The sequence below is a fragment of the Paenibacillus chartarius genome (assembly GCF_042432825.1).
Taxonomy (GTDB): Bacteria; Bacillota; Bacilli; order Paenibacillales; family NBRC-103111; genus Gordoniibacillus; species Gordoniibacillus chartarius.
On record NZ_JBHLWN010000081.1, the window covers coordinates 18,607 to 35,608 of the forward strand.

Here is a 17,002-nt window from a genome sequence, read left to right on the forward strand (position 1 = left end):
AATGCTATAGGAGGGCGGATTGTTGACGATATTCGGAAGGCGTGAAGCCGGTCGTTTTTTTGAAAATCCTGCTGAAGTAGCTAGGGTCGTTGTACCCGACTTCGTAGCATATTTCCTTGAAGCTCAGTTCCTCAAGCTCTAACAATCGTTTGGCTTCGTTGATTCGCAGCCGGGTAATGTAATCAATGAATGTCTCCCCGGTTTGAAGCTTAAACAGTTTACTGAAATAAAACGGGCTCAAATTGACGTATTCGGCTGTCTGTTCCAGCGAGATATCCGACTTGTAGCATTCGGCCAAATACATTCTCGCCCTCTCGACCGCGTGGAACTTGCGCTTCTCCCGCTCTTTGCCGACCTCCTCCAGTATTCGTTCCATTTGTTCTATAGCAGCTTGCCGCAGCATGGCGATATTCGCAGCACTGTCAAAATGAGCAAGTAAATCGGCAGGCGACCAATGGACCTGTTGCCGCGTAATCGAGATCAGCAGGGCTATGATCTCATCTCTGCATTGCGGCACGTTGTCCCCGGCTTCGGCAAACAGACGTTCGAGCACTTGAGAGAACCGCATCCCGGCTTCTTCCCGATTTTGCCGATAGAGGGAATCAAGAAGCTTTCTCTCCTCCTCCGGCGTAATTCTGCTCCTTCCCCCGCCGTTCAGCAGAAGATCGTCCGCATGGCATATCGGCTCGGCACTCGATGCAGTCGACGCAGCTGCAGCCGCTTCTTGATAGGACTGCCGCAATCCTTCGAAGCCTTTCTTCAGCGAGCCGATCCCGATCGCAGCGGACAGTCCGAAGCTGGCCTCTATCCATGCGTGCAACCGCTCCCCCCAGTTCAAGGATTGTGCCCGCGGGGACTTTCCCGCCTCCCACGACGCCGCAGGGATAAATATGGCCATTCTGCTGCCGATCAACGGACTAATCAAGCATCCGAGCTGAGACTTGATGTACGGCTTGACCCCTTCGTACAGTTCTTTTCTTCTGGTTTGAAAAACGTTCCAATCCTGTTGTTCTTTGAACGGGAAGGAAAGCACCATCGCGTAGCCTTGCTCCCAGCGAATATCTAACAGCTCTGCAAGCTGTTCGCAATCAAATTCATGAATGCTGTCCATCAGCAGCATGAGTGCCATCTCATTTTCCGCGAGCGGCAGCAGCCGGTTGAGCTTTTCTTTGACTTCCAGCTCTTCCCGCCGCTTCCCTCTCTCCTCGTCCAATTCATGGATCAGCTTGCGAAGAATATGAATGATTTCATCCCGCTTGGCCGGCTTGAGTATGTATTCCTTAATCCCCAGCGTTACCGCCTCTTTGGCATAGGCAAAATATTCGTGAGCCGTAACCAATATAATGCGGGCTCCCGGCAGCATTCTGTTGATTTCTTTCACCGCGTCTAATCCTTGAATGCCAGGCATCTGAATATCCATGAATATAATGTCAGGCCGTCGTTCTTCCGCTATCTGAATTGCCTTCCGCCCGTTCTCCGCATGCAGGATCTCAAACTGGCAAGGCATCATCCGGCTAACCATCAGCTCCAAACCTTCCCGCTCCCGCAATTCATCGTCGGCTATCAATAATTTATACATCGGATCTCCTCATTTCGAAATGACCTGGGCTTGCGTATGTAAGGGTAAATGGAGTCTTACCGTAGTACCTTGACCGATACCGCTTACAATTTCGATCGACTGCATGCCGTCGTAAAACAGCTGCAGCCGCTTAAACACATTCGCGGTTCCGAGTCCGGACGAATGGCTCTTTCCGGTGTGAGGTCGCGGCGAGTCCTCCCAGACGGACTGTAAAAGACGGTCCCGGGTTTCTTGATCCATCCCCACGCCATTATCCGCTACTTCGATACAGACCCGATCCTCCTTCTTCACGATGGACAGCTTCAGAACGGCGCCTTCTTCCATATGCTCGATGCCGTGTATGATGGCGTTCTCCAATAGCGGCTGCAACGTTAAGCAAGGGATATGCTGGTCAACGCTCCATTCATCGATCTCGGTGATGAAACGGATTCTGTCGCCGAACCGTTCCCTTTGAATCGTCATATATTCGATTGCATTGCGAACCTCTTCCCGCAGCGTCACCGGATGATCGAGCTTCTGCAAATTATAGCGCAGCAACCGGGATACGGATACCGTCAAATCGCTTGTCTTCTCCGCCCCTTCGATATAAGCCAGCTTCGCGAGCATATTCAGCGTATTGAATAAGAAGTGAGGATTGATTTGGCTTTGCAGCATCTTGAGCTCCAGTTCTTTCACCATACGCTCGTTCTTCAAGCTCTCCACATGCTTATTCATCAGCTCCTGAATATTATCGATCATCTGGTTAAACGTTCTGCACAAGATGCCAATCTCATCGGTCGTCTGCATTTCGGGAGCCTTCATATGCAGATTCCCCTTGGAAATTTGTTTGGCCGTCAGTACCAGAAGCCATATCGGACGGCTAATACTGCTCGACAACCAAAACGAAAATAGTATACTCAACAATCCGACCGTAACGACCAAATACACGCCAAGTATATTCATGTCCGCTGTCGACTTCATCAGTTTCTCATATAAGGGGCGATAGCTCTCCAGCTCCAAATCCACCAGCGCTTGACCGTCTTCGCCGATGAACCGGGAAATTTGCTCAACCTGAATGTAAGCGCTCGCCTTCACGTTGGTGCCTTGATTGCCGGTTCGTTCAATTATGTTCCAGGCCTGCTCCAGAAACGTACTGATCATGTTAATGTAATTTTGAACGGAAAGCGCGTTTGTTTCGTTTTTTTCCAAATTGATTAACTGTTCTCGTAAATATTCCAGTCTGTTCAAATGCTTTTCCAATTCGGGGTAGCTCTCCTTGCTGACTTGAATCACATAGCGGTTTAAGTACCGTACCACTTCCTTGCTCTCGCTGGAAACCTCCTTATAGAGCAAAATGCGATCCATAAGTAAATGATAGCTTTCCTGTGCGCTCTTGCTGCTTACGAATAAAAAGTACGAAACGAAACTCATCAGCAATACGAGCAAAGGGATGAAAATGAACAGCCTTTTCCGAATGGTCATGGAAGCATCCCCTTGTTATTGTCGGTTTTATCGAGAATCTCTACTTCGGCAAATTGAATAGAAGGAAGGCTCTGTCCGCGAAAATAATCGCGCAGAAGATGGACGGATGTCGCCCCCATCCAATAAGGCTGCTGTACGACCGATGCTTCGATCTCCCCGATGCGAATGGCGTCCAAGGTTTCCGGCAAATTATCGAATCCGATCACCGCGATGTCGTTTCGATTCAAGCTCTTCATCGCTTGCAGAATTCCAAGAGCATCCGTAGCGCTTGTCCCTACCATGACGGAAATATCGGGGTGTTTCTGCAGCATTTCCGTAGCCTGTTGGATCGCCACCATCATAGATATGTTCGAAGCCCGGACATCGACGATTCGCAGTCCTTTGTATTCGCTTACAACAGTTTTCAAGCCATTCAACCGCAGCAGTTGGTTCTCGGCGGATTCGCTGCCGATGATGACGCCGATGGCCCCTGTGCCCCCGCTCTTTTGAACGACGAGTTGTCCTAATGTTTTGCCTGCGCTCATATTATCCGTACCGACATAAGCCAGCCGTTTGCTGTTCGGAGCATCCGTGTCGATGGTTAATGTCGGAATTCCGCGTTCCATCGCCTTATTGATGATTGGTGTGAATTTTTCGTCGTTCAATCCTTGTACGATAATTGCGTCCACTTTGGACAAGATCGCCTTCTCCAGCAATTTGATTTGTTCCTCCACACTATTGCGGACCGGGCCTACGATTTCGATGGAAATGTTATCGGCTTTCGCCGCTTCAATTGCCCCGTTAGCCACCATCTGCCAATAGGGATGCCCCAATTCCTGCACAATCAACACGATATGCCGATTTTCCAGCTTCTTGTCTTGTTTTAGTTGATTGACGATATGCTGAATTTGCCGGGATTGCTGAACGAATTGCAGGAATAAATAGAAAAATAAGGCCATGACCAGCCCGATACATAGGAACCACTTCTTATCCGTCATCGTTTCACCTCTAGTTAATTAGAAAAAGAGGCTTCTCTTCATCATCTATGACGATCAAGAGAACCCCCAAGAGAGCCAATCTCAAATACCAAGATCGCCCAGACTGGCTCCTTTGACGAACAAGCGCTCGATGCGCCTCGCTACAGCCGGATCTTCGACCAGAGGCGGCGCTTGGTGAGGCTTGCGGCGGGCGTCGATAATCACGTTGTCGCAGCCCCAATGCTTGTTGTCGTAGAAGCTGTTCACGCCGTACAGATCATGGGACGGATTGCTGCGGGTGAACGTGGTCCAGACGAAATTGTTCAGCGTCTCGCTAATGAAGCCGCTGTCGTCGCCGAGCACGATCATCGGACAGCCCGGAACCGGCCCTCTCGCCGCAATCGCTGCGCATAGCTCGTCCAGCTCCTGCTGCGCTTCCTCGTAGCTCGTAAACGCCGGACCCTGAATTGCCACAACGCCCGGCATGACGAGCCGCGGATTCGCAAACCGCCGCAGCTCCCGCAAAGCTCCGGGAACGTCCGCGCACAGCTCCCGCTTCACGTCGCCGACTGCTGCGAATACGACCTTGCTGCCGGTATTAAGCCCCGTACCCGAGTAATCCAACGTGTCGATCGTCGTGTTCGTCTGAAAATGCAAATCCCGGCGCAAATCGATCCGGGCCAGCATATACGTCAAGAAATCCGCCACATCGTGCGTGTCAAGCGGCCGGGACTCTTCCGCCGTAATGAACAAATATTTCGCCAAGCTCAGCTGCCCGGTACCGAGAATCCGATTCGCCAGCGTCAGCAGCTCGGCCGGCTGCTTCACGGGCTCGTAAGGCGTGTACCGCTCGCTGCCGATCGCAAATAACAGGGGGTGGACACCCGCGGCATCGACGGCGTGCACTTCCTTCACGCCGGGAATTTCTTGCCGGATCGCATCTCCGGTCAGCTCGTGAATGAGCTCGCCGAACGCCGTATCTTCCTGTGGCGGCCGTCCTACGACCGTAAACGGAAATATGGCGTTCGGTTTCGCATACACCTTATGCACGTGCATGACGGGGAAAGGATGGGTTAAGCTGTAGTAGCCGAGGTGATCGCCGAACGGGCCCTCCGGCTTCGTCTCTCCCTGGCGAATTTCGCCGGTGATAACGAAATCGGCGTCGTTGCTGATACAATGTCCATCGATGTAGCTGTAGCGGTAACGGCGCCCGGCGAGCAAGCCCGCGAACGTGATTTCGCTCATTCCTTCCGGCAGCGGCATGACCGCGGACAGCGTATGCGCAGGCGGTCCGCCGATAAACACGCTGACCTTCAGCGGAGTCCCCTTCCGGTTCGCTTTGTCTTGATGGATGCCAATTCCGCGGTGAATTTGGTAATGCAAGCCGATTTCCCGGTTCGGCACATAGTCGTTGCCGCTCAGCTGGATGCGGTACATCCCGAGATTGGAATTCATAATGCCCGGCTTGTCCGGGTCTTCGGAATATACTTGAGGCAGCGTAACGAATGCGCCGCCGTCCATCGGCCAAGACTGAATCAGCGGAAGGTCGGTAATGCTGATCTCCTGGGCGGAAACCGGCGCACCGGACGACGTCTTCAGCGGCAGCGCCTTCATGGCGGCGAGCCCGTTGCCGAGGTGCGCCCAAGGCTGCTTCAGCGCCTTGATCGGATCGTTTCGAAGCGCGATAACCTGCTGCACCCGTTCCCATGTATGGCGAAAGATGAATTTGCTGCGCTCCACCGTACCGAACAGATTGGACACGGCCCGAAACTTCGTACCCTTCACATTCTCGAACAGCAGAGCCGGCCCGCCGGCTTCATGTACCTTCAAATGAATGGCGGCCATCTCCAGATGCGGGTCCACTTCCTCCCGAATCCGCACGAGATGACCGTGCTTTTCCAAATCAATCACACACTGCTCCAAACTTCGATAACTCATCCGCTTGCTCCAATCTATAGATGTAAAATCACTCGCCGGTATAACGCCGAATCTCGTCCAATACGTGTTCCCAATGAAGCTTCATCCGCTCGCGCGTCTCCGGTCCATCCAGCTGCTCCTGATGGAAGCTGATCGTCGTTCGGCCGGAGCTTGCAGGCAGCAATCGAATCTGCAGCGTGGAAGGAGCCGCCCAGCCGCTGGGCTTCCACCTGAGCCGCAGCTGCTGCTTCGGCTTGACGACCCGGAATTCTCCGGAGATGCCTTCCTCGGATACGAACGATTCCCCTGCTTGAAGGGCAAAACCCGACACTTCGCCGAGCCACAGCTTCAGTCCCTCGGCGGAAGTAAGGAAAGACCACGCCTGCTCCTCCGTCATCGGCAGCGTTCTGCGCACGCCGATCTGAAAGCCGGCGGAAGCGGTTTGTCCGACCGCCTTGGACGTGCCGGCAGCCCAGTCGTTGCTCATAAGTCGCACCTCTTCTCTAGCAATTCCGTTTCATGCCAATGCCAAATCCGTTACTTTGTCAGCCTTATTCTACCATAGAACACAGAGCGGATGCATAGGTTCGTCCAGACAGCCCCCGGACGCAAAAAGGACGCCTCGATAAGCGCCCTTCCTCAAACATTCCATTTATTCTTCGTAAATTTTCGTCAGCATTTCTCCCAGCTCAGCCAGAGCTTGATCTTCCTGCTCGCCGTCCACTTCCAGCGTCACCCGGTCGTTTACCTCAATGCCGAGAGTCAGCATGCTGAGCGAGCTTTTCCCGTTCACCTTCTTGTCTCCCTTACCGACACTCACCTTACATGGAAAGCCGCTTGCCTTCTGAACGAATAATTTCGTCGGACGCGCATGAAATCCGGCCGGATTCAGCACGGTATAAGTTTGTGTTTTCATTAAGCTTCGCTCCTTAGCTTCGTGTTTACATACTGCTCGATCTGCTCCTGGCTGTCCATTGCCATAATCTCGGCAACGGACGCCGCCCATTCGCTTCGCGAGGCCTGCAGCATAAACTGCCGCGCGGGCAATATGGAGCTGGCGCTCATACTGAACTCGTACAGCCCCATCCCAAGCAAAATCGGAATCGCCTTCGGGTCGCCGGCCATTTCCCCGCACATGCCGACCCATTTGCCCGCCTGCTCGCCGGCTTGGATGACCGTCCGGATGAGCCGTAGAATGGACGGATGAATAGGCTGATATAAATAAGACACGTTCTCGTTCATCCGGTCGGCCGCCATTGTATATTGAATCAGATCGTTTGTGCCGATGCTGAAGAAATCCACTTCCTTGGCGAACAAATCGGCGGCGAGCGCCGCGGCGGGCACCTCGATCATCATGCCGACCTCGATCCGGTCCGACACCTGGACCCCTTCGCTCAGCAGCTTCTCCTTCTCTTCCTGCAGCAGCCGCTTCGCTGCTTTCAGCTCCTCCATGACGGCGATCATCGGGAACATGATCCGCAGCTGGCCGTACACGCTGGCGCGCAGCAGCGCCCGCAGCTGGGTGCGGAACAAATCCGGGCGGCTCAGGCACAGCCGTACGGCGCGGAGGCCGAGGAACGGATTGCTTTCGGACGGAAGCTTCATATAAGGCAGCTCCTTGTCCCCGCCGATATCCAGCGTCCGGATGACAACCGGCTTGCCGGCCATCTTCTCGAGCACATGCTTGTATATTTGGAACTGCTCTTCCTCCGTTGGCAGCGAGCTGCGGCCCATATACAGAAACTCCGTCCGGAACAAGCCGATGCCCTCGGCGCCGTTCTCCAGCACCTTCTGAAGATCTTCGACGCTGCCGATATTAGCTGCAAGCTCGACATGGTGGCCGTCCTTCGTCACGGTCGGACGGTCGACCAGCTTGCGCAGCTCCTTCCGTCTCGTTTCGTAAGCTTCCTTCTTGAGACGGTAGCGGCTGAGCTCCTCCTCGGACGGATCGATCAGCACGCGCCCGTCGAGCGCATCCAGAATGACCGTTACGCCGCTCTCGATTTCCGCTGCGCCGGAGCCGGCCCCGACGATCGCCGGAAGCTCCAGCGATCTGGCCATAATCGCCGAATGGGACGTGCGGCTGCCGATTTCCGTAACAAAGCCGAGAACGTAATCCGGATTCAATTGCGCCGTGTCCGAAGGCGTCAGATCCTCGGCAATCACGATCGACTCTTCACTGATGGCTGCAGCGGTCGCCAAGGTCTCGCCGCGCAAGCGGGCGATTACGCGTCCCGCGACGTCGCCGACATCGACGGCCCGCTCCCGCAGCATCTCGTTATCCATGCCTTTCAGAATCTCAATGAAGCTTTGCGCCACCTCATGCAGCGCATATTCCGCATTGATGCCTTCGTCGGCAATTTTCTCGCGTGTAGCATCAATCAAGTCGGGATCCTCGAGGAGCAGCATATGCGCTTCGAAAATTTCCGCCTTCTGCGCCCCCAGCCGCCGCTCCGTCAGCTCCCGAATCCCCTCAAGCTCCGTACGCGCTTCCTCTACCGCCTTCGTCAGCCGCAGCTTCTCCTTTTCCTTGTCGCTTACCGTAACTTTTGTCGGCACATATGCCGAATGCTTCAATCGATATGCTTTCGCGATAGCAATGCCGGGGGATGCGGCCGTACCGGTCAGTTCCTTCGCCATCATTTTCGCCATCGGTTTCCCTCCCCGAATTACTGTTGTGCAGCGTGTTCCCGCAGCCGTTCATAATGATGAACGATACGGCGATGAATCGGATGGTCTGCGGACAGCGACGTATAGGCCGTGATCGTCCGTTCCAAGCCTTCCGAATGAAGCGACTTCTGCAGCTCCTGCGCCTCCGGATCGGACTCCGGATCGAACATCAGCGCAGCGGCCATCGCTTCCGCCAGATGCTCCGGATTGCCTCCCTGCTCATGGAGCTGCAGCGCCGGCCGGACGAGTCTGTCGTCCGGAGACAGCTTGCGGATCGGCGACCGGCCTACTCGTTCGACCTCGTCCGCCAGGTGCGGATTTCGGAAACGCTCTAAAATTTTCCCGATATACCGTTCATGATCGGCCGGGTCGAAGCCGTACTTCGCCGTCAGCAATGCGCCGGTTTCCTGCAGCGTTGCCCGTACCCGCTGCGCAATCCGATCGTCCGCCATGCTCTCCTGAATCGTCGCACAGCCTTGGATATATCCGAAATAAGCGGCACAGCAGTGGCCCGTATTGACGGTGAACAGCTTGCGCTCGATATAAGGCTCCAGGCGGTCGACGTAATGGACGCCTTGAATTTCTTTCGCGCCGGGGAGCATCATGGAACGGTCGACCACCCATTCGCAATAAGGCTCTACCGTCACGGCAAGCGGATCTTCGTGGTGCTGAAGCGGAACGATGCGGTCTACGGCAGCGTCCGGGAAGGCGACATGCTGATCGGCTTTGCCGCGCAATTCCGCATTCAGGCGCTCATATACGTGATGCTTCAGCTGCGTGCTGCCGCCGATCGCGTTCTCGCAGGCGATGACGTGAAGCGGGCTCGCAGACCCGTTCTCCAGTCTCCGCTCGATTCCGCGGGCGATGCCTTCGGCGATGTGCTTCAAAATGTTGACGCCAACAGCCGTTGTGACCAAATCCGCTTCAGCCACCGCAGCAGCCACTAGCGCCAAGTCCTTGCCGTCGACAGCCGTTACGCCGCCGACTCGAATCTTCTCCCCCGCATCGCTGGCGAAGGTTACGACGTATTCCTTCCGCCGCTGCAGCTCCGCAACGACGGCATCGTTCACGTCGACAAAGACGACCTCGTACCCCGCCTGCGACAGCAGCAGTCCGATAAAGCCTCTGCCGATATTTCCCGCTCCGAAATGGACCGCCCTCATGCCCCCATCCCGCTTTCGAAGATACCGATGATTTCCTCCGCCGATTCCGCTTTGACGATGCGCTCCATATTTTCTTCCTCCGAGCAAATCATCGCCACGTTCGTCAAGATTTCCATATGCTCGTCGCCAAGAGCGGCAATGCCGATTACAAGCTGCGCTTTCTCGCCGTCGCCGAAATCCACCCCTTCAGGGAGCTGGACGATCGACAATCCGGTCGACTTGATCAGCCCTTTCGAATCCTGCGTGCCGTGCGGAATCGCCAGCCCGCCTCCCATGTAAGTGGACAGCGTATTTTCGCGCTCGATCATTTTCTCGATATATTCCGGAGCGGCATGGCCCGCATCGACGAGCAGCTTGCCCGCCAATCGAATCGCCTCGAACTTATCTTCAGCCTTCGCATTCAGCTTCACTTTATTGACCGATAGTACACTCATCGCAGGTCTCTCCTTATAACCGAATATTTTTTATGGATGATGAATTCTTCAAGCGCTTGTGCCAAATACGACCTGATCCGGTGCGGCCGTCCCGTCTCGAGCAGCGACACCAGCGCTTCGTTCAGCAGCAGCGAGCTGATTTCGCTCAAAATCTCCAAGCTTTCTTTGGACAATTGTCGAGGGGCCAGCATCAGCAGCAGCTGATCGATCGTACCCGACCCGTCCGGCTCCAGCTCCAGGCTCGTCGTAAGCCTGAATAAATTGAAGGAGGGGCGGTCGATGCTCTCGCTCCGCGTATGGAACAACGCGATGCGTGTGTCCGGAATGAGCTGACTGCTGGCCCGCTGTCTCTCGATCAGCAGCTGTACGACCGCTTCCGCATCGTGCAGCCCGCCGTCCTCCCTATGTGCAATCCGCCCGCACGCTTCCCGCAGCGTGTCCTCCAGCGTTCGCCCTGACGGATCAAGCTCGTAGACCTCGAATCGGCCGACAAGACTGACGATGCCGGACAGGTACGATTGCAGCCGAACCAGCCGTTCCAGCGAGCCTTCCGCTGCCGGAGGTCCTTCAGGCCGGTTGGCCGGAGTCAGCTTCAAGGTCACTTCCTGAATGAAGCTTCTCAGCTTGTCGGTTTCTTCCTTCGTCAGCAGCGGGCTTAGCTTGATATAGCGCTCCGCTTCAATCGGCAAATCCACGGTCGAAATCATGAAGTCATAGCTGTCTTGCGGAATGCGGGGCGCTTCGAACCACGAGCTGTTGCCCACAATCCGGATTTGCGGAAATTCTTTGCCGAGACGAACCGCCAGCATGTTCGCCGAACCGATTCCGCTCGTGCAGACGATCAGCGCTCTCACCTCGCGTCCCGGCTGCTTCAGACGCTCGACGGACGCACCGAAATGCATAACAAGAAAGCCTATCTCTTCGTCCGGAACCGGCAAATCCGGAATCGTCGCATTGACCGTCTTACGGACGGCGGCAAATAGCGGCTCATAATCCCGCTTGATTAAAGCGAGCAGCGGATTGCGGATCGTCGCTCCCTCCTCCAGCCGATGAACGGCATGCTCCAAGTGCGTAACGAGCCCTTCGCGCAGCGGCCTGTCGATGCCGAATGGAACGCGGCACTCCGCTTCCATCCTCTCCGTCAGCCGCTGAACGAGCTCCCTGATGGTAAGCGCATGCTCGGGCAGCAGCCGATCCGGCCCGGCGTTCCTGATCTGCTCCACAAGACCGATCAAATGCCGCGTTTCCGCCGGCGGGAAATCGATCCCCAGCGCTTCCGAAAGCCGCGTCAGCCAATTGCCCGATCCTGCGCCGTATTCCTCATGCGCAGCGCCCGCTTCCTCTCCGCGCTCAATCAGCTTCCCTTGCCGAATCCGGTTCACAGCTACCGTGAGCCGGATGAGCAAGTCCGTATAATCGCTTTCCGACAGCTCGTTCAGCCAGCCTTCCTCCGCATTCCAGAGCGCTTCCTCCACGGCCGGCATATGCTCTCTTCCCATCAAAGCGAGAACTTCCGTCTTCACGGGGTATAAGCCGGCTGCCGCGGTATGGCCGAACAGCTCGTCGTCATCGAGATGATTGCGCGCCAGCAGACGAATCGTATCTCTCATCCGGCTTTCCGGGCCCGTAATTTCAATGCCGTAGCCCCTTCTTCGCACAAGCTTCAGGCTGCTTCGTTCGATCCAGCTCTCCAGTTCATCCAGATCGTGGCTCACAGTGGCTACCGTAACGCCCAAGTCATGGGCCAGCGCAAACAGCTTCACCGGCTCCGGCTCCTTCAGCAGCGCGCAAACAATGAGCACCTTGCGTTCCGCCGAAGAATAATTCGACGTCTCGCCGCTGGCGAGCAGCTCCCGAAGCGCCTCCAGCTCGGGTTCTTCCGCTTGCAGCTGAATGCCCCGACCGGATTTCTTCTGCAGCGTTACCCCGCTGGCTGCCAGCAAGGTCTCCAATTCGGCCAGCTCCCGATGCACCGTGCGGACGCTGACTCGGATATCCTCCGCAATCTCTCCTGCCGTCATTTCGTCCCGGCGCCGCAGCAGCAGCTCCAAAATTTGGCGTTGCCGTCCCTTTACCTGCATAACGAATCTTCCTCGTAAATAAAATGGACTTAACGCCGGCGGCAGCCAGCGTTAAGTAGATTACAGGGACGGCGTCAGCTCAGACGTTTGACCAATTCGTCATATTCCGGGCTCTTCATGAAGTTATCGATCGAGATGTGCTCGGCCCGAGGCTGCTGGGCTTTGGCACGATCCGTGAGCGACTTGTGGGTGATAACGATGTCGGCATCGCTCGGAATTTCGCTGATTGCCGTATTCACGACCGTCACGTCGACTCCCGCATCCTTCATTTTCTTTCTCAGAATGGATGCCCCCATTGCGCTCGAGCCCATACCGGCGTCGCAGGAGAAGACGATTTTCCGCACATCCGCCGTCGCCGTAGGTTTCGGCTCGGCACTTGGTGCTGCCGCAGCGCCGGCCGCTTCCGACTTGGAAGCCGCTTTCATTTGCTTCATTTTCTCGGTCGCCTGCTCCAGATCGTCTTCCTGCTCATCCTTCTTCGTTGTTTTCAGCAGCAGAGCCGCAATAAGGAACGAGACGATCGTCGCCGTAATGACACCGGTGAATACCGGCAGAAGCCCGCCCTTAGGCGCCATCGCAATGTAGGCGAATATGCTTCCCGGGGAAGGCGGAGCAACGAGGCCCGCGCCGAACAGCAGGAAGGTGAACGTACCGGTAACTCCCCCGGCCATTACAGCCAAGATGAGACGAGGGTTCATCAGAATATACGGGAAATAAATTTCATGAATCCCGCCGAAGAAATGGATAATGGCCGCACCCGGCGCCGACAGCTTGGCGGAGCCTCTGCCGACGAGCCAGTAGGCGAGCAGTACGCCCAAGCCCGGGCCCGGATTCGATTCGAGCATGAACAGGACGGACTTGCCGGTCTTGGCTGCCTGATCCAGCGCAATCGGGCTCAGCACTCCGTGGTTGATCGCATTGTTCAGGAACAAAATCTTGCCCGGCTCGATCAGAACGTTAGCCAGCGGCAGCAGCCCTGCGCTAATAAGTGCTTGAACGCCGGATGCCAGCGCCTTGCTGAAGATTTGCACGACCGGTCCGACAACCGTGTAGGCGAGAAGCGCAAGAATCGCACCGATAATGCCTGAGGAGAAGTTGTTGACGAGCATCTCGAAGCCGGATTTCACTTTGCCTTCGATCGCTTTGTCGAACTTCTTCAGCACCCACGCCGAGAAAGGACCGACAATCATGGCGCCGAGGAACATCGGAATATCGGTTCCGATAATGACGCCCATTGTGGCTACGGCACCGATGACGCCGCCGCGCGTACCGTGCACCATCGTCCCCCCGGTATAACCGATGAGGACAGGCAGCAAGTACTTAATCATCGGATCGACCAGCTTGGCCAAATATTCGTTCGGGATCCAGCCGGTCGGAATGAACAGCGCCGTAATAATCCCCCATGCGATAAAAGCGCCGATATTCGGCATGACCATTCCGCTCAAGAAGCGGCCGAAACGCTGTACCTTGACTTTCAAATCCCCTGCGGCTTCTGCAGTCGTGCCTGAAGCTGAAGTTGTTGCCACTAGGATTACCTCCCTTTATTGTTAGTCATTTGTAGTTAACTGCTTCTGTATTCATCCTAATGCAAAAGCGCTTTCACGATCAATTGAAGGAAAAGGCGATTTCGTCATCATTGATGTTGCCAATATTTTATTAACTCCTAGTACAATAAGTAAGCGGCTTTCAATTAGCTAGAGGCTGCTTCAGACGCTTTCGCCTGACGTGAGAATAACCCAAAGCTAGCAAAAAGGACCTCCGTCTCCACTTCAAGCGGGGAATGAGGCCTTTCATTAGGAAAAATAGAGCTTATTGCGGCACACTGCTTCCAGCGCGTGCAATTCGCTGTAAGGAGCGTTGCGCGACCTCGCACAGCCACATGCACAAAGCCATACTCGGTATGTATATTGCGTAGTACAGCCAATTGGAAATCTTAATGTCCAAGTATCCGAAATGCGCCATGATCGCATTCAATGCAACGATCAACAACAGCGCCCCGAGCTTCCACAGGATGTGCTTCGTGAACAAAATCGCAGCTGCGATCAGCAAAGATACCGCAAAACCGAAGATTGAGGCCAGCATAATATCGTCGCGGTGCACTTCCTCCACCAGGCCCAGATGAAACAGCCGTATACCTGAAATGTTAAACAAAAACATGATTGTCGCAACCATGCTCCACGTTTGCATATGTAAAGTAACGAACCGGCACCATCGGTTTCTTCGCATCAAACCCTTGTACCACAGCCTCCCGAACGAAAAAAAGACAACCAAACAGATCGAGGTGTATGGAATTCTCCACCAGTGCAGCTCATAAACGCCGAGCTTGACAAAGAGCCATTCTGTACACGCAAATAATAGTACGGCTCCCATAATCCACTTATTGCTCAGTTGATTAACGGCGATGACCGTGGCGGTAACCGGGATAGCGATGAGGTTGGACACTACGGCCCCCAGCACACTGTCCTGAAATCGGTCGGGAAGCAGCCCGGGATAGTAACTGTAGCTCCCCAGAAGAACAAGAATGACATATTCCACAACATAGACGATTCCGGAAAAACCGAGACTGACGACGATGACGCTGTACTGCCGTTTGCGCACCGCAACCGTAATGAGCATCGGGATATGGATGAGACAGAGCACCAAATAAGGGACATAATTAGGCATGAGCGATTTTCCTTTCTCTACCCCTACCATTATGTCCCCGATTCATTCCATTGATTCGGTTAGGCTGCGCCTTCCGTTGGATTCGCTTGCCGTTTATTCCGGTCTCAGGCTCAACGCATCCACGATCATCCAATAGCTGTCCTTGAAGTAAAATACATTCGGCCCCTCGTGCGGCCGGCCGGTGATCACGGGGCCGATAACTTGCCAATCGTACAGATTCGCGCTGTCCGCCGCGTACGTCGCCGAGCCGTTCGCCTCATCCTTGTACCACATCCGGAATCCTCCCGCGGGCTGCGGATATAGGCAAGCATCAATCACCCGGTCGGAGCTGAGCTCGAGCTTGCTGCGGAAACGTCCAGGCCAGCAAGTCCGGGCTCGTATTCCGCCGTACAAGCGGGAATGAGGTCCTCTCATTGGGTGTAGTTGAATCCATGCGGGGTAAGTCTTTTAGGCGCCGATCATCAACGGGCGGGCACGGAAATCCCTGGCTGTCTATTGTTTGGGATCGAAGCGAAGTTGAAGCCTTTCACAAGGAGCCATACGGCCAGCGTCATCTCAGTCGCCGCTACCGGCACCGCCAATAAACCGCCCCAAACCGAAAGTTGCGAGAATAACCCGAACATCACGCATAAGGCGCACAGAAAAATAAGCGCTGCCCCGTCATTCCCAGAATCGCGATAAACCTCGGTACGAGCTTCGTTCGATAAAAGATATAACTGTACATCATCGTATTAATGCCCAGCATGAAATTGGGACCGAGCAAAAATGTCCAGTCATGTATCGCTTTCAATGACGTGCCTGCAGCTTGAAACGAGGCGGTATCGAGGGCTCCCGCCGCTGCAAACTCCCGGCTCAAGGTCAATAGCGCCAGTACGCTGATGATACCGACCGTAATAACTACGGCCTCAAGAAACCTGAAGCAAACATGCCATAGAGCTATCGTTTCATTGTATGTTCTTAAGATCGGAAACATGGACGTTGCCGTACCGACAGCCGAAACGACGAGAATCAGCTCCATCAGCGCCCCCAGGGTCACCTGGCCCCCGTAGGCGGAACCTTGAAGCAAATAATCCGGCCCGTTCAAGATCGGATCGTATAACATCAACCCGATGATCGACGAAACCGCCGCCAGGATAAACAGCACTCCTACAATCTTCGCAGATAGCTGGTTAGCAAACACCGTTGATCTCCTCCATAGTCATGTAATTATTCCTTAGCCGGCTCCCCGTAAAAAAACACTTCTTCCAGCGGCAAATTGAAGGCGTGGGCAATGCGGAAGGCCAGCTCCAGGGACGGGGAGTAATTGCCCTTTTCCAGCGCGACGATCGTTTGCCTCGTCACGCCCACCTTGTCAGCCAGCTGCTGCTGTGTCATTTCGTTATGGTTGAAACGTAATTTTCGAATATGATTGCCGACAAGATATTTGCCCATCTTAGACTCCTCTCCTGTAGTGATAAAGTTTTGTAACGGAACCGGTCACATCGGACATAAACCCGGACACGATCAGGATCACAAACATCGCCTGCGTCGGTTCGCCGAAAACCAGCGATCCCATAGCGATAAGAAAGCCGACGATAAATACGAAGAATGAATTTCGGGCTGCCTTCAAATCAATGAGTTTATCCAGCTCATCCGCGAAGCTCGGCTCCTTCTCCCCCGTCGTAATCCTAAAAACAATGTTAAATCCAATGCTGATCACGATATGAGCGATAATGGAAACCAAAGTCAAGATGAGTACGTAGGAGCCCCAGTAACGAAACGTTTCCGCCGATTCCAGCCCCCCTTCGGGCAGCTTCGGGTACATGTAAGCACCATAACCTACGAAAATAACTATGGCGCTAATCAAAGTAACGATGCTTTTCTTTTCTTGATAAGTCATTCGCGGCACCACCCGTTCGGTATTTTTTACATCGAGTTAAGTTTTATGTACATAATGTAATCTATAATATTCTTTATGTCAAGTTTGATTTACATCGAAGACCGGAAATCGCCTAGTATGGCGCGTTCCGGCTATAACGATGAGCTGAACAGTGAATGAGCTCCTGCGGTACAGGCCATTGCATGAACAAAACTGGCT

The 17,002-nt window shown here is 54.5% G+C and carries 16 protein-coding genes; all 16 read right to left on the reverse strand.

Annotation, left to right across the window (positions count from 1 at the left end):
* Positions 1–4 precede the first annotated feature (4 nt).
* The gene (locus tag ACFFK0_RS22045; RefSeq protein WP_377472521.1) at positions 5–1,579 is read right to left on the reverse strand and encodes a helix-turn-helix domain-containing protein; all 1,575 of its coding nucleotides are present in this window, start codon (positions 1,577–1,579) and stop codon (positions 5–7) included.
* 9 nt (positions 1,580–1,588) lie between these two features.
* Positions 1,589–3,040, reverse strand: coding sequence for a sensor histidine kinase (locus ACFFK0_RS22050; protein ID WP_377472522.1), 1,452 nt, complete (start codon positions 3,038–3,040; stop codon positions 1,589–1,591).
* Positions 3,037–4,017 carry a sugar-binding protein gene (locus ACFFK0_RS22055; RefSeq protein WP_377472523.1) on the reverse strand — a complete coding sequence of 327 codons (981 nt, stop codon included), beginning with the start codon at positions 4,015–4,017 and terminating at the stop codon, positions 3,037–3,039. The genes ACFFK0_RS22050 and ACFFK0_RS22055 overlap by 4 nt, the downstream gene beginning before the upstream one ends.
* 81 nt (positions 4,018–4,098) lie before the next feature.
* Entirely contained in the window at positions 4,099–5,934 is a 1,836-nt protein-coding gene (locus ACFFK0_RS22060) for a UbiD family decarboxylase (RefSeq protein ID WP_377472524.1), read from the reverse strand.
* A 28-nt stretch (positions 5,935–5,962) separates the two neighbouring features.
* Positions 5,963–6,400: an SRPBCC family protein gene (locus ACFFK0_RS22065; protein WP_377472525.1), complete on the reverse strand. Its 438-nt coding sequence runs from the start codon at positions 6,398–6,400 to the stop codon at positions 5,963–5,965.
* Positions 6,401–6,565: 165 nt separating this feature from the next.
* A complete protein-coding gene (locus tag ACFFK0_RS22070; RefSeq protein ID WP_377472526.1) occupies positions 6,566–6,829 on the reverse strand; it encodes an HPr family phosphocarrier protein in 264 nt (87 codons plus the stop codon).
* On the reverse strand, positions 6,829–8,553 hold the full coding sequence (gene ptsP / locus ACFFK0_RS22075) for a phosphoenolpyruvate--protein phosphotransferase (RefSeq protein WP_377472548.1): 1,725 nt from the start codon (positions 8,551–8,553) through the stop codon (positions 6,829–6,831). The genes ACFFK0_RS22070 and ptsP overlap by 1 nt, the downstream gene beginning before the upstream one ends.
* Positions 8,554–8,582: 29 nt before the next feature.
* The gene (locus ACFFK0_RS22080; protein ID WP_377472527.1) at positions 8,583–9,746 is read right to left on the reverse strand and encodes a mannitol-1-phosphate 5-dehydrogenase; all 1,164 of its coding nucleotides are present in this window, start codon (positions 9,744–9,746) and stop codon (positions 8,583–8,585) included.
* Positions 9,743–10,180, reverse strand: coding sequence for a PTS mannitol transporter subunit IIA (locus tag ACFFK0_RS22085; protein ID WP_377472528.1), 438 nt, complete (start codon positions 10,178–10,180; stop codon positions 9,743–9,745). Before ACFFK0_RS22085 ends, ACFFK0_RS22080 begins: the two co-directional genes overlap by 4 nt.
* Positions 10,177–12,261 carry a BglG family transcription antiterminator gene (locus tag ACFFK0_RS22090; protein WP_377472529.1) on the reverse strand — a complete coding sequence of 695 codons (2,085 nt, stop codon included), beginning with the start codon at positions 12,259–12,261 and terminating at the stop codon, positions 10,177–10,179. Before ACFFK0_RS22090 ends, ACFFK0_RS22085 begins: the two co-directional genes overlap by 4 nt.
* Before the next feature lie 74 nt (positions 12,262–12,335).
* Complete coding sequence (locus ACFFK0_RS22095) at positions 12,336–13,787, reverse strand: PTS mannitol transporter subunit IIBC (RefSeq protein WP_377472530.1); 1,452 nt, start codon at positions 13,785–13,787, stop codon at positions 12,336–12,338.
* A 283-nt stretch (positions 13,788–14,070) separates the two neighbouring features.
* Positions 14,071–14,925, reverse strand: coding sequence for a hypothetical protein (locus tag ACFFK0_RS22100; RefSeq protein WP_377472532.1), 855 nt, complete (start codon positions 14,923–14,925; stop codon positions 14,071–14,073).
* 93 nt (positions 14,926–15,018) lie between these two features.
* Entirely contained in the window at positions 15,019–15,198 is a 180-nt protein-coding gene (locus ACFFK0_RS22105) for a hypothetical protein (protein ID WP_377472533.1), read from the reverse strand.
* Positions 15,199–15,547: 349 nt separating this feature from the next.
* A complete protein-coding gene (locus tag ACFFK0_RS22110) occupies positions 15,548–16,105 on the reverse strand; it encodes a DUF4386 domain-containing protein (protein WP_377472534.1) in 558 nt (185 codons plus the stop codon).
* A 26-nt stretch (positions 16,106–16,131) separates the two neighbouring features.
* The gene (locus ACFFK0_RS22115; RefSeq protein ID WP_377472535.1) at positions 16,132–16,356 is read right to left on the reverse strand and encodes a helix-turn-helix transcriptional regulator; all 225 of its coding nucleotides are present in this window, start codon (positions 16,354–16,356) and stop codon (positions 16,132–16,134) included.
* Position 16,357: 1 nt separating this feature from the next.
* Complete coding sequence (locus ACFFK0_RS22120; RefSeq protein WP_377472536.1) at positions 16,358–16,804, reverse strand: hypothetical protein; 447 nt, start codon at positions 16,802–16,804, stop codon at positions 16,358–16,360.
* Between the last annotated feature and the right edge of the window lie 198 nt (positions 16,805–17,002).